Here is a 21,823-nt window from a genome sequence, read left to right as displayed (position 1 = left end):
AGAGTGGCACAGCTTCCTCGAAGACTTCGTCGCCGAACCCGACATCATCGCCCGCGTCAAGGACCAGCCGCTGCGGTAAAAACCGGGGGCTTACGACACAGACAGTAAATCCGCGCAGCTTTATCGCATGGTCATGCCGGGCCATGTCTGCCCCTACGGTCTGAAATCGAAAGACCTGCTGGAGCGGCAAGGCTTCGAGGTGGAAGACCATCCGCTTGACACCCGTGAAGACACCGATGCTTTCATGGAGAAGCACGGGGTCGAGACGACGCCGCAGACTTTCATCGGGGACGAACGGATCGGCGGTTACGACGATCTCAGGGTGTTTTTCGACATTGACCCACCCGAGGAAGAGCAAAGCGACACGACCTACCAGCCGGTCATCGCGATCTTTTCCGTTGCCGCGCTGTTGGCATTGGGCCTGTCTTGGCACCAGTACGGGTCGGTCCTTACCTTGCGGGGGTTCGAATGGTTCATTTCGCTGTCCATGACCATTCTCGCGATCCAGAAATTGCAGGATGTCGAAGGGTTTTCGACGATGTTCCTCAACTACGATCTGCTGGCGCGCAAATGGGTGCGATACGGCAAGGTCTACCCGTTCGGCGAAGCGTTGGCAGGTGTCCTGATGACTGCCGGCGCGCTGCTGTGGCTCTCGGCGCCTGTCGCCCTGTTTATCGGCACGGTCGGCGCTGTCAGCGTGTTCAAGGCTGTTTATATCGACAAGAGAGAGCTGAAATGCGCCTGCGTCGGCGGTGACAGTTCCGTCCCGCTGGGGTTCATTTCGCTGACGGAAAACCTGATGATGATCTTCATGGGTATCTGGATGCCGGTCCGCGCGATCTGGTTCTGAGGTACAGCCCCTTCTTGCCTGTCACTTGGCCAACCGCTCCGGCGACAGATCCTCGATGATGGGGCAGTCGGGCCGGTGATCCCCGGCACATTTTTCCACCAGTTCGGCGAGCGTCGCGCGCATGGATTGCAGTTTCGCGATCTTTTCCTCGATCTGGCGCAGATGGTCTTCCGCAACCGCCTTCACTTGCATGCTTTCGCGGTTTTCATCCTCGTAGAGCGACAGGAGCGTCCTGCAATCTTCGATGGTGAACCCCAAGGCCCGTGCGCGACCCAGAAACGCCAGCTTGTGAATGTGGCTCTCGGTGAACGCGCGGTAGCCGTTCTCGCTACGGTTCGGGCGGATCAGCCCGATGTCCTCGTAGTAGCGGATTGTTTTTGGGGGCACACCCGATTGTCGGGCAACGTCTCCGATGTTCATGTCGAACCTCCGTTATTCTGCTGGAGCAGGAGTGGCGGCTGCCAGCTCTGCCGGGATTGCGCGCTGCTCGTCCATCGCAGGCGCGATGCGCCGCAGCCGCAGGGCATTGGTCAGGACAAACACCGAGGACAACGCCATCGCACCCGCCGCAAGGATTGGTGACAGGAGCAACCCAAAGGCGGGATAAAGCACCCCGGCAGCGACCGGAATAAGTGCCACGTTGTAGGCAAAGGCCCAGAACAGGTTCTGCCGGATGTTGCGCATGGTCCGCCGCGATACTTCGAAGGCGTTCACCACGCCGCGCAAATCGCCCGACATCAGGACGACATCCGCAGATTCGATGGCCACATCGGTGCCGGTTCCAATGGCGATGCCCACATCGGCATGCGCCAGCGCCGGGGCGTCGTTGATCCCGTCGCCGACAAAGGCGATGCGCTTGTTCCCTTGGCGCAAACTGTCGAGCGCCGCAACCTTGCCGTCCGGCAGGACGCCGGCGATGACGTGGTCGATACCGGTTTCGCGGGCGATGGCTTCGGCGGTTTCGCGTTTGTCGCCGGTGATCATCGCAACCGCAAGACCCTTTTCGTGCAGCGCTGCGATGGCTGCGCGGCTTGCCGGTTTGACCGGATCGGCCACGCCGATCACGGCGGCGACACGCCCATCTATGGCAGCGTAAAGCGCCGTGCGACCCTTGCTTGCGATCTTCGTTTCCTCTGGAGCCAATGCCGAGACGTCAATGCCTTCGCGCGCCATGTAGCGGTCGGCCCCAACCAACACCTCCACGTCTTCGACCACGGCGCGCACGCCGTAACCTGTGACCGATTGAAAGCCTTCGGCCGCCACAAGAGGTGCGCCCTCGGCCCGCGCGGCCCGCACGATGGCGTCCGCGACAGGATGCTCGGAGAGCGACTCCACGGCAGCGATCTTCGAGAGCGTTGTTGGGCGATCGAACCCTTCCGCCAGCACAAGGTCAGTCAGTGCGGGTCGCCCCTCGGTCACCGTGCCTGTTTTGTCGAGGGCGACCACATCAACGGAATCAAGTTGCTGCAAGGCGTCACCTTTACGGAACAGGACACCCATTTCCGCAGCACGTCCCGTCCCGACCATGATCGAGGTCGGCGTCGCAAGCCCCATCGCGCAGGGGCACGCGATGATGAGCACCGACACACCGGCGACCAGCGCCATCGTCAGGGCCGGATCAGGCCCGAAAAACAGCCAGACCAGCACGGTCGCCGCCGCGATCGCCATCACGGCAGGCACGAACCACAAGGTGATCCGGTCGACCAATCCCTGGATCGGCAGTTTGGCGCCCTGGGCCTCTTCGACCATGCGAATAATCTGCGCCAGGGTCGTGTCGGCGCCGACCCGCGTGGCGAGGAACTGTAGGCTTCCGGCGCCGTTGACCGTCCCGCCGGTCACCGTATCTCCGGCACCTTTTTCAGCGGGGATCGGCTCGCCTGTCAGCATGCTTTCGTCGACGCGGCTGGTCCCCTCGATGACCTCGCCATCGACCGCGATGCGTTCACCAGGGCGCACGATGACGATGTCACCCTGAACCAGCGCATCGATCTCGATCTCGACGCTTTCTCCGTCCCGCATCACGCGTGCAGTCCGCGCCTGAAGCCCTAATAGCTTCTGGATGGCCGCGCCCGTTCTCCCCTTGGCGCGCGCTTCAAGAAACCGCCCCAGAAGGATCAGAACGACGATGACCGCTGCCGCCTCGAAATAGACGGTGCGCAGCGTGTCAGGCAGGACCGACGGTACGAATGTCGCAACCACGGAATAAAGGTAAGCCGCCCCGGTGCCGACCGCGACGAGGCTGTTCATGTCGGGGGCACCCCGGAACAAGGCCGGGAAACCCTTGGTGTAAAACGTCCGGCCCGGGCCGAAGAGAACGATTGTCGTCAGCACGAACTGAAGAAGCCAACTCGTCTGCTGGCCAATCGTGGTCTCGATCAGCATATGAACGGCCGGAATGACGTGGCCACCCATTTCGATCAGGAAGACCGGCAAGGCGAGGATGGCCGCAAAGGTGACCCGTTTGGCAAGCGCCTGAGCCTCTTCCTCCTTGCGCGCAACTCTGTCGTCACCGGCCTGGGCCGTTGCCACGGTTGCTGGATACCCTGCCGCGCCGCTTGATTCGATCAGATCGGATGTCGTGACAAGACCTTCGACGTAAATGACCGTCGCCGTCTCTGAGGCGAGGTTGACGTTCACCTCGACCACCCCGGGCACCGCGGCAAGCGCCTTATCGACCCGCCCGACGCAAGAGGCACAGGACATCGCTGCAATCGTGAGTTCGGCCCTGGCCTTCCGCGCGGGGTAGCCCAGCTCGCGAAGGGATTCGATGATGTCGGGAATGCGCTTGAGCGCGTCCACGCTCATGCGAGCAGTTTCCGAGGCAAGGTTCACCGACACATCCTCTACGCCGTCGATTGCATTCAATGCGCGATCGACCCTGCCAACGCAGGACGCGCATGACATGCCTTCGATCGGCAGGCTGATCTGTTTGGGTTCGGGCATATGTGTCACCTGTTTTTCCATTCGAAGTGGAATATGAGGCTTCCAGTTACTGGAGGGTCAATGGGAGGGCGCCAAATAAATTTCTTCACTTGACCTTCCAGCGGGGGGAAGCCCCATGTCACCGATAGAAATCAGATCAAGGAGTGGTTCCGATGAAGTTCAGCGTTCCGGACATGAGCTGTGGGCATTGCACCGCAGCAATCGAAAGCGCGGTGAAGAGCGCAGATCCGAATGCAGGCGTAGAATGTGACCTTTCTGCCCGACAGGTGCATGTCGACAGCGTGTTACCAGCCGATCAGGTCCAAGCGATCATTCGGGATGCGGGCTACAACGTGGAACCTGCGGCCGCTTGATGCAGTGCCTGGACCACCCAAGGGTGGTCCGGGCACAGAATTTCAGTCTTCGACTTTGCGGGCTTCCTCGACCAAGTCGGCAAGCTGCGCCTTTTCGACGAAGCCCGGGACCAGCGCATCCCCGATCACGAAAGACGGCGTGCCGTTAAAGCCCAGAGCTTGGGTCAGTTGCATGGAGGTCGCAATGTGCTCTTCGACCTCGGGGGCCTCCATGTCCTTGCGCAACTGCGCGATATCCAGGCCGATCTCCTCGGCCACGCGCAGCACGGAGGCCTCTTCCGCGCGGCCTTCCAGCCCCATCATTGCCCAGTGAAACTCTTCGTATTTGTCCTGCTTGCGCGCTGCCAAGGCCGCTTTCGCGGCAAACACCGATCCGTCTCCGAGAATGGGCCATTCACGATAGACGAGGCGAATGTTGGGATCGTCTTCGATCAAAGCCCGCACCTCGGGTTTGACCCGCCGACAATAGGGACAGTTGTAGTCGAAAAATTCCACAACAGTGACGTCCCCTTCCAGGTTGCCGAGAACCGGCGCATTCGGATCGTTCTCGATCAGATCGCGCTGGTCATTCAGAACTTGGGCCTGACTGAGCTCCTGCGCTTGCGCCTGCCTTTGTTCGAGGATCGCCACGGCCTCCATGACAATCTCCGGGTTCTCGCGGATTGCCTCGAGCACAAGTTCCTTGACCCGGGACTCTGACAGTTCGTCCGCGAGTGCCGGTATCGGAAGCAAGGCAGCTATCGCGACCGTCGTGAAGGCTTGTCTGAAACGCATTTTAGTTCTCTCCCCGTTGTTCGTCGGCTTCTGTCCGCGCGGCCTGGACTTCGCGGATGCGGTCTGGCCAGGTGGACCGGATGAAGGCCAGGATGTTGTGAATTTGCTGGTCGGTCAGCACGTCTGCGAAACCGGGCATGCCACTGTCGAATTCGACGCCCTGACGCGCCAGAAGCGCCGCACCCCCCAGTTTTGTGTAATCGAAGAGCAGGCTGTCAGGATGATGCCAGGTGTGACCCGTCTCATCATGTGGTGGTGCTGGCAGGCGCCCATCCGCGCCGGGCGTTCGCCATTCCGGCTGGCCTTCCAGACCCGCGCCATGACAAGACGCACAGTTTTCTGCGTAGAGCAACGCGCCTTCTTCGATGTCGTAGCTCTCCGCCCTGGACGCGCTGCCGACATCCGAGGATGCACTGGTCGAGAGCCAATACGTGAAGGCGGCTGCTGCGACAGTGATCGGAAGGGACCAAACGAGATATCTCATGTGACCCGTATCCAGGTTGTCATGCCAGATGCGGCGTGGCTGAGCATGTGGCAATGGAACAGCCACTTGCCGGGATTGTCTGCCGTAAAGGCGATCTCCCGGGACTCGTTGCCGGCCAACAGGATCGTGTCCCGCATCGGCCCGAACGCGCCGTCGGGGCGCAGCTCGCGGAAATGCATCCCGTGCAGGTGCATCGCATGTGGGAAAACGGTCTGGTTCTCGATCTTCAGGCGCACCGGCTCGTTCAGGGATAGATCGGCCAGTGGCGTGTAGGTCATTTCGGCGACATCATTCAGGGCCCAGAATTTGCCCGCTTGGGCAAGCTGACGGAATCCAAGACGTTCCCCGCCAAGCAATGCGGACTGCATTCGCCCCATTGCCCCGCCGGACATGACCAGTCGCAAATCACGCGCATCGGCAAGGTCCGGGGCGTGTGCCGCGGGGTTCGGCGGCAACGGCAGTGGCTTGCCTCTTGGTACTGAACTGGCTGTGCCGTTGACCAGAAAACTCACCAACGGGGTCAGTTGATCATCATCGCCGATGCGAAGCAATTGGGCGGTGCCGCCTTCGTCTTCGGTCACATCCACAATTAAGTCGACGCGCTGTGCCGGGCCGAGGATCAACTCGCCGTCAACCGACTGGGGTTGGCCGGTTGGCATTCCATCCACGGCCACCGTCCAGCCACTGAATCCAGAGAGCCTCAGCGGGAAAATTCGAGCGCTTGCTGCGTTGATGATCCGCAAGCGAATGCGCTCGTTGCGCTGCGCGGGCAAGGTCAGGTCATAGCGCCCGTTGGTCGTGATAAAGTTGCCGGTACGTCCACCGTGGCTCATCATCATGGGCTGTTCGAAATTGTCGAACAGCTGCCCGCTCTCAGGGTCGAGCAACCAGTCCTCCAGAACGATGACTTCCTCGCGGTCGATGTCCGGTCCATCGACCTCTTCGACGATCAAGGCACCGCGCAGACCACGCGCGACTTGCTCGTATGAGCGATTATGCGCGTGATACCAATAGGTGCCCGCGTCCGGTACGACGAAGTCGTAGTCAAAGGTTCCACCCGGCGCTACGGCCTCTTGGGTCAGCCCTGAAACGCCATCCATCGCGTTGTCGATCCGGATTCCGTGCCAGTGAACCGAACTGGGATCGGGTACCTCGTTGCGAAACCTGCGACGCACCCGATCGCCTTGTGTGACCCTGATTTCCGGGGCCGGAACGAGGCCGTCATAGCCCCAGATCTCTGTTTCCGGGTAGGTGTCCGGAAGAAGCTGTCGACGTGCAACCTTGGCAATCAGGTCCTCGAACGGGGTCGCGGCAAAAGCCGACTGCGGGATGGCCGCCGCGCAGGCCGCCAGTGTTGCATGGCGCAAGAAATCCCGACGTGTTTGTCTCATTTCGATCCTCGAGAAAGCGGGGGCGTGTTGCCCCCGCGTGGTGTTAGTTCGACGCGGGGTTCTCCGCCTCGACCGTGTCCTTGTTCAGCAGGAAAAGCGCCATCGCTTCGCGATCGGCAGGTGTCAGAAACCGAGTTCCCTCGCGAACCACTTCCGCCATGCTGCCGCCGAAAGCATCGCCCGAAGGGGTGATGCCGGTCTGGAGCGCATAAGCGAGGTTTGAAACCGTCCAGTCATTTTTGACCAGGTCTTTTGGCCGTATCGCGGGGGCCTTGCTGCCACCGGGAAGCTGGGCGTTGCCTGCAAAGGAAGCACCGATATCGCGGCCTCCCGCAAGATTGCGCGGCGTATGGCAGGCTCCGCAATGTGCCGCACCGCGCACCAATTCCCGTCCTCGATTCCATGCGTCGCTTCGCCCTTCAATCGGTTCGGTATCCGGATCGTAGAAGAACGCCGCTCGCCAGAGCTTCAGCCCCCATCGTTGGTCGAATGGGAAGCTGACATCATTTTCTGGTGCAGGCTCGTCCACGGGCGGCACGGTTTGAAACGCCGCCCAGAGGTCAGCGATATCCTGATCAGAAAAATCCGCATAGAAGGTGTACGGGAAAGACGGATAGTACGGCGTTCCATCGGGGCCGATGCCTTGCCGCACGGCTTTTGCGAACTGTTCTGCCGTCCATTCGCCCATGCCATGTTCCGGGTCTGTCGTCAGGTTGGGCGGGTAGAACGTTCCGAACGGGGTTTCGAGCGGCGCCCCTCCGGCAAGTGGTGCGCCGCCCGCTTCAAAATTGGTATGACAGGCAATGCACCCACTGGCGCGCGCCAGATATGCGCCCCGGTCGACATTGCCCTCTATTGCAATCGGAGTCACTGCACTGCCGACAGGCCATGCAATCACGACGCCGAGGCTGGCCGCGCCCAGCACGGCGGCCCCGCTGACGAGTGTCAAGAACCGGCGCATGGTCAGTCTTCTTCCGCCCGGAAGCGTTCATGGCATGCGGAACAGACCTGGGTCGTCATCGCGAATGCTGCGTCGGCGGGCATTTCGGCAATGGCGGCCGCATCCATCATGTCGCCTCGGCCCATCATCGTGCTCCCGCCCATCATGGTTGTATCGCCTCCCATCATTGACCCGCCGCCCATCATCGAGGCGCCATCCATGGAGGTATTGCCGCTCATGCCGCCCAATCCATTGTCGGCTGCGCGTTCCAGGCCCTCAGAGTATTCTTCCAGCTGACTTGCCAATGCCGCGAAGCGCTCCCAGTCGGTCCACACCTCGTCCTTGGCTTCCGAGGGCATGCCCCCTGTGCCCTCTGGGAACAGCTTTGTCATGCTCTCACCGGCGTGCTGCTGGAACAGGCGCGCGGCATCGCGCACTGTTTCTGCGTCATAGGCCGTTTCGCCCCGCATCATCGGGGCCACGGTCTTGACCGCCTTCCCCATTGCAAGCATGGCATCCATGCGCTCTTTCACGATGCCGGTGGCACCGCTATGCGCGAATGCCGTGACCGCAGTACCTGCAATCAACACTGCCGCTACGATAGTCGTCTTTTTCATGTCTTCGATCCTTCTTTGGGTCTGCTTTTCGAGCGACGTGAAATCAGACCCACCGTCGGGGCGGTGGAGGATCGCTGATCGGGCGCAATTCGGTTCGTTGGATCGCGCCGTCTTGCATGACGGCTTTCAGAAAAGAAGGCTCGTACGCCATGTTCGGCTGAAGCAATAACGCTGCCGGGACAGAACAATCGAGGCCTGGATGGCAGTGGCCAGAGGCCTCGGTCGATGGCCCTGCGTCTTCGTGACCATGGTATTCCTGCCCCAACGACGTTTCACCATGATATACCGGCGCCTCTGGCACCCCGAGTACTACAAGGAAAAGGCCGAAAACGGCCGACAGAATCCATCGGTTCGTCTTCGACCAACGCATCAGTTGATCCCGTTGGCCCGCTGCAATTCGCGGACATAGGCGGCCACCATCTTGACGTCTCCTTGGGTCAATCCCTCGATCTTAGGCATATTACCGAAATTCCAGTGATGTGCACGGACGCCGTTTTGAGCTGCCAGAACAAAAGCCATGTCCGAATGGTGGCTCGGTTCGTAGATCTTGTGCACGAGAGGCGGCGCAACACCGTTGCGACCGGCGGCATTTTCGCCGTGACACTCGGAACATTTTGCCTCGAATATGTTCTTCCCAAGCGCCGCCTGCTGCGAGAGTGCGTCAGGCAGCTGGACCTGGACGATCGGATCGCCTTCGGCAATCTCGCTTGTGTCAGGTGGCGTCATGGAGTGGCCAACCGCTAAATCTTCGGCTCCAACGAACTGCCAAACGGCAAAACCCCCGCCGATAACAAAAACGGCACCAATCAGCGCAGTTAATTTGTCCATGCCTGTATCTTCCGCCTTGCCCGTTGGGTCAGATGAGTTTGACTTGAGTGCCGACAGGCGCTCGCTCGTAGACTTCCTCGATCTGTTCGTTGAACAAACCGATGCAGCCGTTTGACGACCGGCGGCCGATCTTGCGCGTGTCCTGTGTCCCGTGAATACGGTAGTACTGCCACGACAGGTACAGTGCGCGAGTACCCAAGGGGTTGTCCGGATCACCCCCCTCGATACGTGCCGGCCATTCCGGATTGCGTTCCCGCATGGAGGGCGTCGGCGCCCAACTGGGGTTTTTGCGTTTTTCCACCACTTCAGTGTAACCGCGTTTGGTGAGTTCGTCGGTCAGCGGAACGGATGTCGGGTAAATCCGCATCTCGCCGTCCGCTGTCCAGTGCTGTAGCGCCATCGTCACGGTGTCTGAGATGATGATCCCTTTGCCGAGCGTGTCGAAATGGTCTTGCCAGTCATGAACTCGGAAAGAAGAAATGTTGCGGCGAATGGTTTCGGCTCGAACCACGCTTGGTGCAACCAAAGCGACAGCCGCATACCCCAACAGGCTTCGTCGATTGATCTTGTTGTTTCGCGATGTCGTCATGACACACTCCTAGCCTACGGTTTGTACATGTCTTTTACGGGAGACCCGGCATCAGGCAACCTGACAAGGCCGCGAGAAGTGTATCCATTTGTATCCTTGACCTTACCCTGCTGGAGGGTCGCAAATGACGCCAGGAACGAGACAAAGAGGGTGTCATGGACGACGAAAATCCCAAGAATAAGCCGATTACAGACAAGCTCATGCATTACGGAATGATGGCGTGTTGCATTGTGATGCTGTTGCCCGTGATCGGTTTTTTTCTCGCTGGCGGAACGCTTGCGGGTATGTGGGGCAATGCATCGGCTTTCGCCCCGCTCCTGTTGTGCGTTGGAGCGCATCTTGTGATGCATAGATTCATGGGGAAATCGTGCCATTCCGACAAGGCAAACGATACTATCGAGGAAGCGCCCGAGCCCATAAGTTCCGTGATTCCTAGCGTCGCCCGCAACAGGCAGTGATGTGCGAGGGAAAGCAAAGGTATTCGTATTGCTGTTGATGGTTACATTACTTGGAGGTTGCGCGGGAAGCCTTGCAGACTGCCTAGATCTGAAGGCTATCGTGTCCACGAAGCAAGCGTCAGACCTTCTGCCGGATGGGTGTCGAACCCTTTCATCTTCTGCGACTGGCGTTGCGCGAATTGTCTGTGCGGACGGTCGTCAGGGTTTTGCCACAGGTGGACTTTGACGCAATTTCCGCCGTCCTGGCGAAATCTGCGGAAAATATGGGAAGGAAGCAGGTATCTTGATCGATTGCCTTTTGATCCTGCGACGGGTTTTGCTTATTCCCTTCGTGCTCCTGGCCGTTGTCTCTGGAAGTGTCGCGGCAGCAACCTCTGCTGAATACCAGAGCGCGCCACTCACCGCGCATCTCATTAGTGTACAGGACGGCGTTCCCGAGAACACACAGACTCTGTCAGCCGGGCTTCACCTTCAACTGAACGAAAACTGGAAGACCTATTGGCGGTCGGCGGGCGAGGTGGGAATACCGCCTTCGGTCGAATGGAGCGGTTCCGAAAACGTCGCAGATGTCGAATTCATGTGGCCCGCCCCGACGCGCTTCACCGCCTTCGGCATCGAAAATTTTGGTTATGCGGGTGAAGTCGTCTTTCCGCTGCGCATAACGCTCAAAGATCCCGGCGCACCTGTGACTCTTTCCGCGCAGGTCAAACTGCTGGTGTGCTCCAATGTCTGTGTCCCGGAAGAGTTTGACCTGTCACTTCGCCTCGGACGGGGCAACGTCATCGACAGCACTTCGGCTGGGCTGATCGGTACGTTTTCCGAGCGCGTCCCCGAAGGGGCCAAGACGAGCGGCGTCAGCGAGGCAAATGCCTTCATCGACGAAGACCTCACGGAGTTGATCGTCAGCCTTCGCGTCGATGAACCACTCCAGTCGCCGGATGTGTTTCCCGAACTGGGTATGGGTGTTGCGCTTGGCAAACCCGATATCCGTTTGGGAGAAGAGGATCGTTTGCTTTGGGCGCGCTTGCCGATCCTCTCGTCGAATACGGATGTGACAGTGGCTCCGTCGATTACCGTCACCGACGGCGAGAACCGGGCCTTCACGATCATCGCGGATCGCGTGGCGCAAGGAATAGCACCACCCTTTGAACTGGCCGCCACGACACCGGACATGATGGAACTGATCTGGATTGCCGCGATCGCGCTGCTGGGCGGATTGATCCTGAATGTGATGCCCTGCGTGCTGCCGGTGCTGTCCATCAAGGTGTCGTCTGTGCTCAAACACACCGATCACGACACAACCCGTGTCCGGTTCGGTTTCGTCGCTGCCAGCGCCGGCATCATGACGTTCATGTGGGGTCTGGCGCTCGTCCTCTGGGCGCTCCAGACGGCAGGCCTCAGCGTCGGGTGGGGTTTGCAGTTTCAAAGCCCGCTGTTTCTTGCGGCGATGATCGCTGTCCTGCTCGTCTTTTCGGCAAATCTGTTCGGAGCGTTCGAGTTCGCCCTTCCACACGGCATGCAGACGCGGCTTGCAGGGGCCGGAGGACGCAACGGGTATTCCGCCGACTTTTTCACTGGCATGTTCGGTGCCGTCATGGCGACGCCTTGTTCGGCACCGTTCCTCGGCACCGCGGTGGCCTTTGCTTTGGCCGGGCGTGGCGTGGACATCCTCATCGTCTTTACGAGCCTCGGGCTCGGCCTCGCCCTGCCCTATCTCGTCATCGCCGCGTTCCCGCGTCTGGTCGCATTCATGCCCAAGCCTGGTCGATGGATGCTGATCATCAAAAGCGTCATGGGGGTTTTGTTGCTTGCAACCGCCGTGTGGCTGTTCTGGGTGCTCGACGGTGTCGCCGGGCTTGCGTCTGTCATCGCGGTCGCGGCGTTGTCCGGTCTCGCCGTTCTGATACTATCTCTCCCGAATGTGCAGTCCCAATTCAGGTGGTCTATTGCCATAGCCAGCCTTGTCCTGGCCATTGCCGCAGGTCCTCTCTTGCAGCAATCAGCACCTGCGCGTTCGACGCCGCAGTTGGCAATGGCTTGGATCGCATTTGATCGTTCGGAAATAGCGAAACGCGTGTCCGCAGGAGAGGTCGTTTTTGTCGATGTGACCGCTGACTGGTGTCTGACTTGCAAAGCGAACAAGACACTTATCATCGATCGGGAGCCAGTCCGGAGCGCGCTTGAAGCGCCTGGAGTCACGGCGATGCAGGCAGATTGGACACGCCCGGACACGCGCATTTCCCGCTACCTTGAGAGTTTCGGCAGATACGGCATCCCCTTCAATGCCGTCTACGGACCATCGGCACCGAACGGCATTGTGCTGTCCGAATTGCTAAAAACCGAGGACGTGATGAACGCCTTGGCGCAAGCCAGTGGTCGGGATGTTTCCGCAAAGGTTGCCGGACAGGAGTGACCTGCTCGACCGGGACACCGAGCAGTAGTCAGCCGCCGAGCCGCTCAAGCGCGGCACGGACCGCCGCACGCCGAGGATCACTGGCGGGCTGCTGCTCCAACAGCGCTTCAGCCTTGCGGTAGGCCTCAACGGCGCGATCGGGCTCCTGAAGGACGGTATAGGCATTTGCCAGCCGCATCCAACCATCCAGATCGTCCGGTTCATCCTCAAGACGCTCGGCCAGCCGCGAGACCATCGATCGGATGAACTCCGCGCGATCCGCGTCATTCATCTCCGACGCCGCCGCGACATCTGCGGCACTCGGGCCTGGTTGCGACGTCGGCCCGCTGGGTAGATTGACGACCGGAAGGTCAGCTGCCGCTGCAATCCGGTTGATCTGCGCTGCATAGGTCTCCATCCAGGGAACGTAAGCCTCTTCCTGATTCAGTCGTGAAACAAGCAGATCGTAGGCCTTACGCGTCTCTTCTTGCTGAAAGTAATACAGAGACTCGAAGTAGGTTGCCGCAGGATTGGATGGGTCAAGGTCCAAAGCGCGATCAATGGCCAATTTCGCCCGTGGAATAACAACGCCGTCATTGGCAACCGCGACAGCCTCTGCCAGCATGGAGAATGTCGCGGAGGTGGCATCCTCCCGTTCGGCAACGACTTCGAAGGCTTCGACGGCATCGGCTGCTCTGCCCATGCGCTGATAGGTCTGGCCCAACAGCATCCACCCTTCGCTAGGGCCGCCGGTCGGATCGGATACAAGCCTTTCGCGAAGTTGTATTGCCAGCGCCGTCACTTCATCAGTCTGTGCCCGCTCCTCTGCACGGGCAGCGAAGGCCATTGAAGGAACCTCCGGCGATCCCATCGTCAGATAGTAGCCCGCGGCAATAACCGGCGCGAGGACCGCCGCGACAACGAGAGTGACTCTGCCACCATTACGGGATGATCCGGCTTTTTCTTCCGAATTGCGGGTCGTCGCGAGGATCCGTTTCTTGATCTCGAGTCTGGCCGCTTGAGCTTCCTGTTCAGAAATCAAACCGCGGTCCATGTCTCGTTGGATTTCCCGCATCTGATCGGCGAGGATCGCCGGTACCGCATCCCCTCTGGTGAGAGTGTTCGATTTGGACAGCAGCAGCGGGTAGAGGACAATTCCGATTGCGACCAGCGTCAAAAGAACGAAAATACCCCAGATCATGACGCATCCCCCGCTTCGTTTTGCCTGAGAATTTCGGACACGGTGTTCTCATCCTCCGAGCCCAAGTCTTCAAATGCCTCTTGCTTTCGCCGACTCATCAGTAGCCCGCCACCAACGAAAACCCCGATCAGAACGAAAGCGATCGGAGCGAACCAAAGCGCGTAGGTCGCAGGCTCCAGAGGCGGTTTCAGCAGCACGTAATCCCCGTACCGCGCCCGTATGTATTCGATCACCTCCGCGTCGCTGTCTCCAACGACCAGGCGCTCGCGTACGAGCAGACGCAAGTCCCGCGCCACACCCGCGTTCGAACTGTCGATGTCCTGGTTCTGACAGACGACGCATCGTAGATCCTTGGAAATCTCCCGCGCACGCTGTTCCAATACCGGGTCGGTCAGCATTTCGTCCGGTTCCACCGCATTGGCGGCAAAGGGAAGGAGCCCGATGCAAAACGCGAAAATCAACTGTCTCATGAACCTGCTCCATTTGGCAGTGCGCCTGCCTGCTTCAGGGCTTGCGTGAACCGTTCGACGGCGTCCGGACCCACGACCGGCCCGACATAGCGAAACAAAACGGTGCCATCGCTATCGACGATGAAGGTTTCCGGCACGCCCGACAGGCCCCATTCGATCCCGGTCCGGCCCGACAGGTCGGACCCGATCCGCTCGTAGGGATTGCCGAGGTCATTGAGCCACTTCACGGCATCCTCAGGTTTGTCTTTGTAGTTTATTCCGAACAACCGCATGCCGTCTCGTTCGACAAATCTTGTCAACACGGCATGTTCCGCGCGGCAGGGCACGCACCAGGACGCAAAGACATTGACCACGACCGGTCGTTCGTTGCCGACAAGATCGCTTCGGGCCAGGCCGGGTGTCTCCAACCCCGGCACGGGATCGAGGTCGAACGCCGGGGCCGGTTGCGAGATCAGGACGGAAGGGATCTCGTTGGGATCCCGGTCGGGATTGAGCCCCCAGAGAAAAAACCCACCGAATATGACCGCCGCAATAAACGGCAGCCCGGCAATGAGACGTTTCATCTTCTCTCCTACTCGGCAGGAACGGCATCGGTGGCTGGCTGTTTGGCACGGCGCGGCGCCCCGACCCTCAAACGGCGATCCGACAAGGACAAACAGCCACCGATCACCAGCAGGATCGAGCCGATCCAGATCAGGTTGACGAGCGGTTCATAGAGGATCCGAAGGGTCCATGCTCCGGCGTTGTTCACTTGATCGGAGGCTGGCGTTGCAATCGACGTATAGAGATCACCCGCCAATGTGGAGCGGATGGCCGACTCCGTCGTCTGGCTTTCCGCGACCGGGTAATACCGCCGTTCCGGGAAAAGTGTCGTGACCAATTCGCCATCCCGACGCACCACAAGGGTGCCGCGATCCGCGATGTAGTTCGGCCCTTGAACCTTTGCGGCCCCTTCGAAGGTGATGTCGAACCCGGCGATCGTGACTTCGGTCCCGGGGGCGGCAAAGACGATCTCCTCACTCTTCCATCCGGTCGAGCCGATCATCCCCATCATCAACACAGCGACGCCGGCATGGGCAAGCGTCATACCGTGAGAGGCGCGTGGCAGGTTGCGCACGCGTCTCGCGCTCTCTGCAAGGGAAACCTCGAACAGACGGATGCGTAGCGCCCATTCCCGCAGGGTCGCAAAAAGCAGCCACGCTGCGCCGAGGATGGCAAGATAGGCCATGATCGGCCCACCGTTCAGAAGATACCATGCGGCCAAGGCTGCAATGACCGCCAGCACGGCCACGAATTGGATGCGATCGAGCAAACCGGCGATATCAGCCCGCTTCCACGACAGGAATGGACCAAGACCCATGAACACGACCAGTGCCAGCATCATCGGAATGAAGGCCGCGTTGAAGAAAGGTGGACCGACCGAGATCTTGTCCCCGGTGACAGCCTCCAGGATCAGTGGATAAAGCGTCCCGAACAGGACCGTTCCCGTAGCGGCGGCCAGAATGAGGTTGTTCACGAGCAGCCCGGCCTCGCGGCTGATCGGGCGAAACAGACCACCCGGCTCCATTTCGGGCGCCCGCCAGGCGTAGAGCGCCAGCGACCCACCGATGGACACGGCCAGCAGACCCAGAATGTAAAGCCCGCGCTCTGGATCGACGGCGAAGGCATGCACGGATGTAAGCAGGCCTGACCGGACGATGAACGTCCCGAGCAGCGAAAGCGAGAAAGTCAGGATGGCAAGTAGGATGGTCCAGCTTTTGAACGCGTCGCGCTTTTCGGTGACGATGGCGGAATGCAGCAGCGCCGTGCCCAGAAGCCAGGGCATGAAGCTCACGTTCTCGACCGGGTCCCAGAACCACCAGCCGCCCCAGCCCAGTTCATAATAGGCCCACCACGATCCAAGAGCGATACCTGCCGTAAGGCTGACCCACGCGGCCAATGTCCACGGGCGGACCCATCTGGCCCAGGCCGGATCGACGCGCCCTTCCAGAAGAGCCGCAACGGCAAAGGAAAACACGATGGAGAAGCCGACATACCCGAAATACAAGAGCGGCGGGTGCATGGCGAGACCCATGTCCTGAAGCAACGGGTTGAGGTCATTGCCGTCGAGCGGCGGCGGAAACACCCGCTCGAAGGGGTTCGACGTCAGCAGCAGGAAGGACAGGAAGCCGACGCTGATCCACGCCTGCACCGACAAGGTGCGCGCCTTGGTCTCGGCGGGGATGTTCGATCCGAACCAGGCGACGCCCGCGCCGAACACCGCGAGTATCAGGATCCAGAGCAGCAGCGAACCCTCATGGCTGCCCCAGGTCCCGGCCACCTTGTAGAGCATTGGCTTGAGCGAATGGGAGTTCTCGACGACGTTCCTGACGGTAAAATCGCTGACGATGAAAGCCTGCATCAGCGCTGCGAAGGCGATGGCCACAAACAGCACTTGTCCTATTGCCGTCGCCTGGGCGGATTTCATCCAGACGGCATTTCTACGCGACGCACCTGCAATCGGTAGAACACTCTGAACAAGCGCAAGCGCCAGTGCGAGGGCCAGTGCGAAGTGACCAATTTCCGGGACCATGGCGTTCTTTCCTATTCAGCGTCGGTGGGCGTCGCGTCGGACGGCTTTGGCGTCCGCGGCGGGGTCTATTCGTCGAGCGTTGCTTTGCGGCGACGGAACTCTTCTTCGTCGATTTCCCCATTTGCAAAGCGGCGCCTGAGCGCTTCCTGCGCGTCCGAGTCCGGGGGACGGGTGCCATTGTCCCGCAGCCTGAACACCAGAAACACCACCAATGCGATCAGCGCACCCCAGAAGGCGAGCATCATGAAGCCGCCCATAAAGCCATAGCCACTGCCCCACATGTGCCCCGTCCAGGAGCCTGGTCCATCAGCCTGCGCCATGCTGGCGGGCAAGCTGGCCAGCAACGGCAGGATCAACGCGTTCAGTTTCATCTGTTTCTCCTTCGATCAGTTCGGTTTCATCCAACGGGATGGTGACAACAGCGCGCAAACCCGCGCTGTTCTGATTGACCAGCTGGATATCGCCGCCATGGGATTGGACGATTGTCCTCGCGATTGAGAGCCCAAGCCCATAACCGCCCGTTTCCAGAGACCTCGATTGCTCGAGGCGATAGAACGGATCGAAGACCTTTTCCAACTGGTCGACGGGAATGCCGGGCCCATTGTCATCGATGTTGAGTACGAGGTTCGAACCGTGGGTCGCCCAGCTGACTTTTGCGGCACCACCGTAGCGAACGGCGTTCTCAAGCAAGTTCCTCAGTGCCCTTCGGAACGCGTTGGGTCGAAGCCGCACGGCAACATCATCACTCGGGGCAAAGGTGCAGTGTGCCGCCATATCGCTGCACAAGCTGTCCAGAAAATTGCGCAGATCGACCACTTCGGCACCTTCGGATCCGGTAAGGCCGCGTGCAAAGGTGAGCGTCGCTTCGACCATACTCTGCATCTCTTCGACCGATGCGATGAGGCTGTCCCGCGTCTCTTCTTCGTCAACCAGCTCCGCGCGGACACGCATGGCAGTCAACGGCGAGCGTAAATCGTGGCCAAGGGCTGCGAGCATACGTGTACGATCACTGACAAACCGGGTCAGCCGTCGTTGCATGCGGTTGAATGCGACGGTCAGATCTCTGACCTCGGTCGGCCCTGTGACCGCCAATTCGCCCACATCTTCGCCCCGGCCAAGATGGTCCGCGGCCTTCGACAGGTGCCGCAAAGGACGCGTCAGGCGCGTCATTACAAACCAGAAGATCGCCACCAGAAGCAGTCCGGCGGAAATCCCGAAGGTCAGCATCGAATAGAAAGGCCATTGGATCGGCGGTCGCTCGAACCGCGTTCCGACATTCAGCCAACGCGCTCCCTTGATGGCGATGGACAGGTTCATTTCAACCGCTGTCAACTCTCCGCGCATCATCGCGAGATGCATTTCTGTCATCTCGTCCGAGAGATTGGGAAGAGGCCGCAACTCGCCCTCGACCTCGTGCAATTCAACGCGAATATCCCGGCTGTAGCTGTCATCCATCAGGGCGCGTATGCGCGCTTCCACGATGCCGCCGTCCGAATGACCGGTGTGATCCACGATCGGAGCGTCCGACAGATCGAACCGGATCAGAGGCGAATTTGCCGCGCGAAGGATCGAGTCCTGCAGATCCAGCGGGGCCTCTTCGATCAACCGCGCGACATTCGCTGCGCGACCCGCGGCCTCGAATCCTAAAGCTGCACGGATCGCAAGGCTGCGCTCGTCGGCGAACAGGAACAGGCTGATCACCTGGGCCACGACAAGTGCCGCGACCACAAGCAGGATCAATTGGCCGCTCAGAGATCTCATCGCACGGCGCATCACGGCGCATCCTCGACATCGGCAGCCAGACAGTATCCGCCGTTCCGCACCGTTTTGATGACACTGGGCCTAAGTACATCCGGCTCGATTTTGCGGCGGAGACGGCTGATCTGATTGTCGATGGTGCGATCCATCGGGCCTGCCGTCCGACCAGCGGTCAGGTCAAGCAACTGGTCACGGCTGAGCACCATCCTCGCGCGTTCCAGCAGGACCGCCAGCAATTTGAACTCGGAGGTCGTCAATGGGGTCTCGGTGGTGGACTCGTCAATCAGCACCTGCCGGTCGGTATCCAGTATCCAGTGCGCAAAAGAGACTTTCCTCCCAGCGAGGCTTCCGGCCACAGGTTCGTCGCGGTTGCTTCTCCGAAGAACCGACTTGATGCGGGCGAGCAGTTCTCGTGGATTGAACGGCTTGGCGAGATAATCGTCCGCACCGATTTCCAGACCCACGATCCGATCCGTTTCCTCACCAAGCGCCGTCAGCATGATGATCGGAAGATCACCCTCTGGCGCAAGTCTGCGGCAAACCGACAAACCGTCCTCGCCCGGCATCATGACATCGAGCACGAGGAGGTCGAAGTGACCAGTGGCCAGCTTGGCATCCATCTCCACGGCATCCCTGGCGACGGTCGTGCGCATTCCGTTCTTCTCCAGGAAGCGCGCGACGCTTTCGCGTATCTGAGCGTGGTCGTCCACGATAAGGATATGAGGTGGCGGTCCCATGGCGTCCTTCCTAGATCATCGTTGCATTCTGTTTCATGGGCAGAATTGTAGCCGTTTGTATCAGGTCAGTCCCTTGCTACAGATGGATACAAATCTGTGCCTGCACCGTGTCGTGCTCCCGGGTAGCGTCGCGCGTATGTTATGTGACCTTTGGGATCGCAACCGATCAAAGGATGAGGTTTTCGAATATGGCTCTTGATTTGAACCGGCGCCGTTTCGTTCTGGGTGCTCATATGACGGTGCTGACCGTCGCGGCGTCACCGCTGTTGGCGCAGAGCCGATCTGTCTGGTCGGCAGAGAATGCCTTTGACGCGCTTCTATCGGATACGGCGCGGATCATCGATGTCAGAACGCACAAAGAGTGGCAAGAAACCGGCGTAGGTGCTGGTGTATGGCCGATAAGCATGCACGCGTCCGGTTTTCCGGACCGATTGTTCAGGGCCAAGGAACTGAGCGGTGATCGCACTGTTGGACTGATCTGCGCCACTGGCGGACGCTCCGCATCGCTGCTTCGAGCGTTGAGACAAGCTGGTTATTCGGGCTACGCCGATATCTCGGAAGGGATGTTGGGATCAGGCGAAGGGCCTGGCTGGATCGCATCGAACTTGCCGACCGTTCCGGTGGATGTCGCCCTGAACGGGTTGCCCCCCGCGTTGGCCTGACCAGTGAAGAATCAATTGGTCCCGTTGTGCTAAAAGCCTGATGTATGGTCAAATTGACCTGTTTGAACAGGAAGACGGGTTTGGGTGTATGACCGAGTTGATGGCTATGTTTGTCGGAATATGCGCGGCGATCGTGATGGGAATTGTCCATCATTATGCGTTGTCGGGCATTCTGAAGTTTTCCCCGCAGCGGTCGGATGGCTCCGGCTTTCGGATCATCCTGACGTTTTCCACGTTGCTGTTGCTGCATGTCTTGGAACTTGTGACGCTCGCCGTGTTCAACACGATGGTGGTGGCAAGCGTTCTGCCGCAATCGTTCAGCAACAGCCCTCCGATGTTTCAGGATGTTCTCTATGTTACGGGCATCTCGTTCTCGACCCTTGGCTATTCGTCCATAGAGGTGGTCGGGCCCTTTCGACTATTGCTGATGCTGCAATCGCTTTTGGGCTTCATGTTGCTGACCTGGTCAGCGACGTTTCTTTACTCAGCCTGCCAGCAAGTCTGGCAGAAGGCGAAAGATGACTGAAAATCGCCACGCGCGTCGGACATGAGCTTGGCGTCAGCGTCAAATACGTCCTGATATCGGTCCTTTGACCTCACCGTGGAACGGTTGAGTGAGCGCTGCGTTGCGCGCGTGGATGAATAGCCCTTGACCTTCCAGTTGCTGGAATCCCTAGGTACAAAGCCATGGCACAGATTTTCGAAAAGACAGGCGATCACGTATCGCACCATCGACACGGGGATATCTTGAAATCTCCCGTATGGGTTGGCGTGTTGCTTGTCGTTCTCACATTGCCGGCTCACCTTTTTTTGGATGAGCAAAGCTCGATAGCTCTTGCTTCGATCACGCTTGCTTTGATTGGCGGTGCCTATATCGGCTTTGGCGCTGCGGACGGCAGAGCGCGCGTGTTCTGGGCAGAGCTCGCGGTCGCCCTTTTGTTCGGCTTAGCAGCGTTCCTGGGGCTGATATGGCAGTGGGCCTTCCTCCCCTTGGGCTTGGCCCTTCACGCCCTTTGGGACATGTCACACCACAATTCTTATCGTCTCGCCCGGATTCCGAACTGGTATATTCCATTCTGCGTGGCCTTTGACCTTTTGGCAGCGACGTTCTTCGTTCTGCTCTATGCCGTGTTTTGATCCATGATGATGCGCATCCTTCTTATGGCGGTGTTCCTGATGGGAGTCGTCGCATTGGCCTTCCCGGACGTCCTTGGCGTTGACATTCGCCTGCCGGATCGCGCGGAAATTGACCGCTGGATCGAGGCGGCAGGTCTTGCCGGACCAATTGTCATCGTGGCGCTCATGACAATCGCTATTGTCGCAAGCCCCCTGCCCTCGACGCCAATCGCACTCGCCGCCGGAGCGGCTTATGGACACACGTACGGGACGCTCTTCGTCGTTCTAGGTGCGGAACTCGGTGCGCTTGCCGCCTTTGGTCTGGCCCGCGGCTTGGGTCGTCCCTTCGTTGAGCGTCATCTCGGTCAGAAGATTAACGCAGGCCTGTTCGGGTCCCAGAACACTCTGACCTTCCTGGTCTTCGGCAGTCGCCTGCTGCCGTTTCTGTCCTTCGATATGATCAGTTACGCCGCAGGTCTGAGCAAGCTGCATCTTTGGAGGTTCGCGCTGGCCACGATGGCCGGGATTATTCCAGCGAGTTTCTTGCTCGCTCACATGGGCAGCCAGGCGATGAACGGCGATGCCCGCACTGCCACATGGACCGCACTTGCGCTGGGTGGCTTTACCGGCCTGTCGGTTCTCTTCGCCGCGACGCGAAAGACCGGTACGAAACGGAAGGAGAGCTGAT

24 protein-coding genes are annotated in these 21,823 nt (G+C 59.7%); 8 read left to right on the top strand and 16 right to left on the bottom strand.

The window, feature by feature from the left end:
* Nucleotides 1-127 precede the first annotated feature (127 nt).
* Nucleotides 128-850, top strand: a complete 723-nt coding sequence (locus EV656_RS15165; RefSeq protein WP_007803418.1) for a MauE/DoxX family redox-associated membrane protein — start codon at nucleotides 128-130, stop codon at nucleotides 848-850.
* A gap of 21 nt (nucleotides 851-871) precedes the next feature.
* Here EV656_RS15165 and cueR read toward each other — a convergent pair whose 3' ends face one another.
* A complete protein-coding gene (gene cueR / locus EV656_RS15160) occupies nucleotides 872-1,270 on the bottom strand; it encodes a Cu(I)-responsive transcriptional regulator (RefSeq protein WP_007803416.1) in 399 nt (132 codons plus the stop codon).
* Between the two features lie 12 nt (nucleotides 1,271-1,282).
* Nucleotides 1,283-3,793: a heavy metal translocating P-type ATPase gene (locus tag EV656_RS15155; RefSeq protein ID WP_007803414.1), complete on the bottom strand. Its 2,511-nt coding sequence runs from the start codon at nucleotides 3,791-3,793 to the stop codon at nucleotides 1,283-1,285.
* A 152-nt stretch (nucleotides 3,794-3,945) separates the two neighbouring features.
* Here EV656_RS15155 and EV656_RS15150 point away from each other — a divergent pair, with 152 nt between their 5' ends.
* On the top strand, nucleotides 3,946-4,146 hold the full coding sequence (locus EV656_RS15150; RefSeq protein ID WP_007803412.1) for a heavy-metal-associated domain-containing protein: 201 nt from the start codon (nucleotides 3,946-3,948) through the stop codon (nucleotides 4,144-4,146).
* Between the two features lie 42 nt (nucleotides 4,147-4,188).
* Here the strand turns inward: EV656_RS15150 and EV656_RS15145 are convergent, their stop codons facing one another.
* From EV656_RS15145 to EV656_RS15115, 7 genes are all read right to left on the bottom strand, one after another.
* Nucleotides 4,189-4,920 carry a DsbA family protein gene (locus EV656_RS15145; RefSeq protein ID WP_009807488.1) on the bottom strand — a complete coding sequence of 244 codons (732 nt, stop codon included), beginning with the start codon at nucleotides 4,918-4,920 and terminating at the stop codon, nucleotides 4,189-4,191.
* A gap of 1 nt (nucleotide 4,921) precedes the next feature.
* On the bottom strand, nucleotides 4,922-5,404 hold the full coding sequence (locus EV656_RS15140) for a c-type cytochrome (RefSeq protein WP_007803408.1): 483 nt from the start codon (nucleotides 5,402-5,404) through the stop codon (nucleotides 4,922-4,924).
* A complete protein-coding gene (locus EV656_RS15135) occupies nucleotides 5,401-6,795 on the bottom strand; it encodes a multicopper oxidase family protein (protein WP_007803406.1) in 1,395 nt (464 codons plus the stop codon). The genes EV656_RS15140 and EV656_RS15135 overlap by 4 nt, the downstream gene beginning before the upstream one ends.
* A gap of 43 nt (nucleotides 6,796-6,838) precedes the next feature.
* The gene (locus EV656_RS15130; protein ID WP_007803405.1) at nucleotides 6,839-7,756 is read right to left on the bottom strand and encodes a c-type cytochrome; all 918 of its coding nucleotides are present in this window, start codon (nucleotides 7,754-7,756) and stop codon (nucleotides 6,839-6,841) included.
* A 2-nt stretch (nucleotides 7,757-7,758) separates the two neighbouring features.
* The gene (locus EV656_RS15125; RefSeq protein WP_007803403.1) at nucleotides 7,759-8,352 is read right to left on the bottom strand and encodes a c-type cytochrome; all 594 of its coding nucleotides are present in this window, start codon (nucleotides 8,350-8,352) and stop codon (nucleotides 7,759-7,761) included.
* Between the two features lie 369 nt (nucleotides 8,353-8,721).
* Nucleotides 8,722-9,180, bottom strand: a complete 459-nt coding sequence (locus EV656_RS15120; RefSeq protein WP_007803401.1) for a c-type cytochrome — start codon at nucleotides 9,178-9,180, stop codon at nucleotides 8,722-8,724.
* A gap of 28 nt (nucleotides 9,181-9,208) precedes the next feature.
* Nucleotides 9,209-9,769 carry a L,D-transpeptidase gene (locus EV656_RS15115; protein ID WP_009807486.1) on the bottom strand — a complete coding sequence of 187 codons (561 nt, stop codon included), beginning with the start codon at nucleotides 9,767-9,769 and terminating at the stop codon, nucleotides 9,209-9,211.
* A gap of 155 nt (nucleotides 9,770-9,924) precedes the next feature.
* Between EV656_RS15115 and EV656_RS15110 the strand changes: the two genes are divergently transcribed.
* Nucleotides 9,925-10,227: a DUF2933 domain-containing protein gene (locus EV656_RS15110; RefSeq protein ID WP_007803398.1), complete on the top strand. Its 303-nt coding sequence runs from the start codon at nucleotides 9,925-9,927 to the stop codon at nucleotides 10,225-10,227.
* Nucleotides 10,228-10,510: 283 nt separating this feature from the next.
* A complete protein-coding gene (locus tag EV656_RS15105; RefSeq protein WP_009807485.1) occupies nucleotides 10,511-12,640 on the top strand; it encodes a protein-disulfide reductase DsbD family protein in 2,130 nt (709 codons plus the stop codon).
* A gap of 28 nt (nucleotides 12,641-12,668) precedes the next feature.
* On the opposite strand, the gene ccmI is transcribed toward EV656_RS15105, so the two are convergent.
* From ccmI to EV656_RS15070, 7 genes are all read right to left on the bottom strand, one after another.
* Nucleotides 12,669-13,820, bottom strand: a complete 1,152-nt coding sequence (ccmI, locus tag EV656_RS15100; RefSeq protein WP_008327282.1) for a c-type cytochrome biogenesis protein CcmI — start codon at nucleotides 13,818-13,820, stop codon at nucleotides 12,669-12,671.
* On the bottom strand, nucleotides 13,817-14,290 hold the full coding sequence (locus EV656_RS15095) for a cytochrome c-type biogenesis protein (protein ID WP_009807484.1): 474 nt from the start codon (nucleotides 14,288-14,290) through the stop codon (nucleotides 13,817-13,819). Before EV656_RS15095 ends, ccmI begins: the two co-directional genes overlap by 4 nt.
* Nucleotides 14,287-14,853 carry a DsbE family thiol:disulfide interchange protein gene (locus EV656_RS15090; protein WP_009807483.1) on the bottom strand — a complete coding sequence of 189 codons (567 nt, stop codon included), beginning with the start codon at nucleotides 14,851-14,853 and terminating at the stop codon, nucleotides 14,287-14,289. The genes EV656_RS15095 and EV656_RS15090 overlap by 4 nt, the downstream gene beginning before the upstream one ends.
* Before the next feature lie 8 nt (nucleotides 14,854-14,861).
* The gene (locus EV656_RS15085) at nucleotides 14,862-16,862 is read right to left on the bottom strand and encodes a heme lyase CcmF/NrfE family subunit (RefSeq protein WP_012187039.1); all 2,001 of its coding nucleotides are present in this window, start codon (nucleotides 16,860-16,862) and stop codon (nucleotides 14,862-14,864) included.
* A 65-nt stretch (nucleotides 16,863-16,927) separates the two neighbouring features.
* Nucleotides 16,928-17,233 carry an SHOCT domain-containing protein gene (locus EV656_RS16830; protein WP_222481198.1) on the bottom strand — a complete coding sequence of 102 codons (306 nt, stop codon included), beginning with the start codon at nucleotides 17,231-17,233 and terminating at the stop codon, nucleotides 16,928-16,930.
* Complete coding sequence (locus tag EV656_RS15075; protein WP_009807480.1) at nucleotides 17,169-18,635, bottom strand: ATP-binding protein; 1,467 nt, start codon at nucleotides 18,633-18,635, stop codon at nucleotides 17,169-17,171. The genes EV656_RS16830 and EV656_RS15075 overlap by 65 nt, the downstream gene beginning before the upstream one ends.
* Nucleotides 18,635-19,357 carry a response regulator gene (locus EV656_RS15070; protein WP_007803380.1) on the bottom strand — a complete coding sequence of 241 codons (723 nt, stop codon included), beginning with the start codon at nucleotides 19,355-19,357 and terminating at the stop codon, nucleotides 18,635-18,637. The genes EV656_RS15075 and EV656_RS15070 overlap by 1 nt, the downstream gene beginning before the upstream one ends.
* 188 nt (nucleotides 19,358-19,545) lie before the next feature.
* On the opposite strand from EV656_RS15070, the gene EV656_RS15065 reads away from it, so the two are divergent.
* The 4 genes from EV656_RS15065 to EV656_RS15050 all read left to right on the top strand — a co-directional run bounded on the left by EV656_RS15065 (nucleotide 19,546) and on the right by EV656_RS15050 (nucleotide 21,822).
* On the top strand, nucleotides 19,546-20,019 hold the full coding sequence (locus EV656_RS15065) for a rhodanese-like domain-containing protein (RefSeq protein ID WP_008327269.1): 474 nt from the start codon (nucleotides 19,546-19,548) through the stop codon (nucleotides 20,017-20,019).
* A gap of 88 nt (nucleotides 20,020-20,107) precedes the next feature.
* Complete coding sequence (locus tag EV656_RS15060) at nucleotides 20,108-20,545, top strand: ion channel (protein WP_222481193.1); 438 nt, start codon at nucleotides 20,108-20,110, stop codon at nucleotides 20,543-20,545.
* 161 nt (nucleotides 20,546-20,706) lie between these two features.
* Entirely contained in the window at nucleotides 20,707-21,156 is a 450-nt protein-coding gene (locus EV656_RS15055) for a DUF6010 family protein (protein ID WP_008327267.1), read from the top strand.
* 3 nt (nucleotides 21,157-21,159) lie between these two features.
* Nucleotides 21,160-21,822, top strand: a complete 663-nt coding sequence (locus tag EV656_RS15050) for a TVP38/TMEM64 family protein (protein ID WP_132605540.1) — start codon at nucleotides 21,160-21,162, stop codon at nucleotides 21,820-21,822.
* Nucleotide 21,823: the final 1 nt, after the last annotated feature.

The sequence above is a fragment of the Rhodovulum adriaticum genome, from assembly GCF_004345735.1.
In the GTDB taxonomy this organism is placed as follows: Bacteria; Pseudomonadota; Alphaproteobacteria; order Rhodobacterales; family Rhodobacteraceae; genus Rhodovulum; species Rhodovulum adriaticum.
The sequence above is the reverse complement of the archived record's forward strand: the minus strand, read 5'-3'. Positions and strand labels throughout refer to the sequence as shown.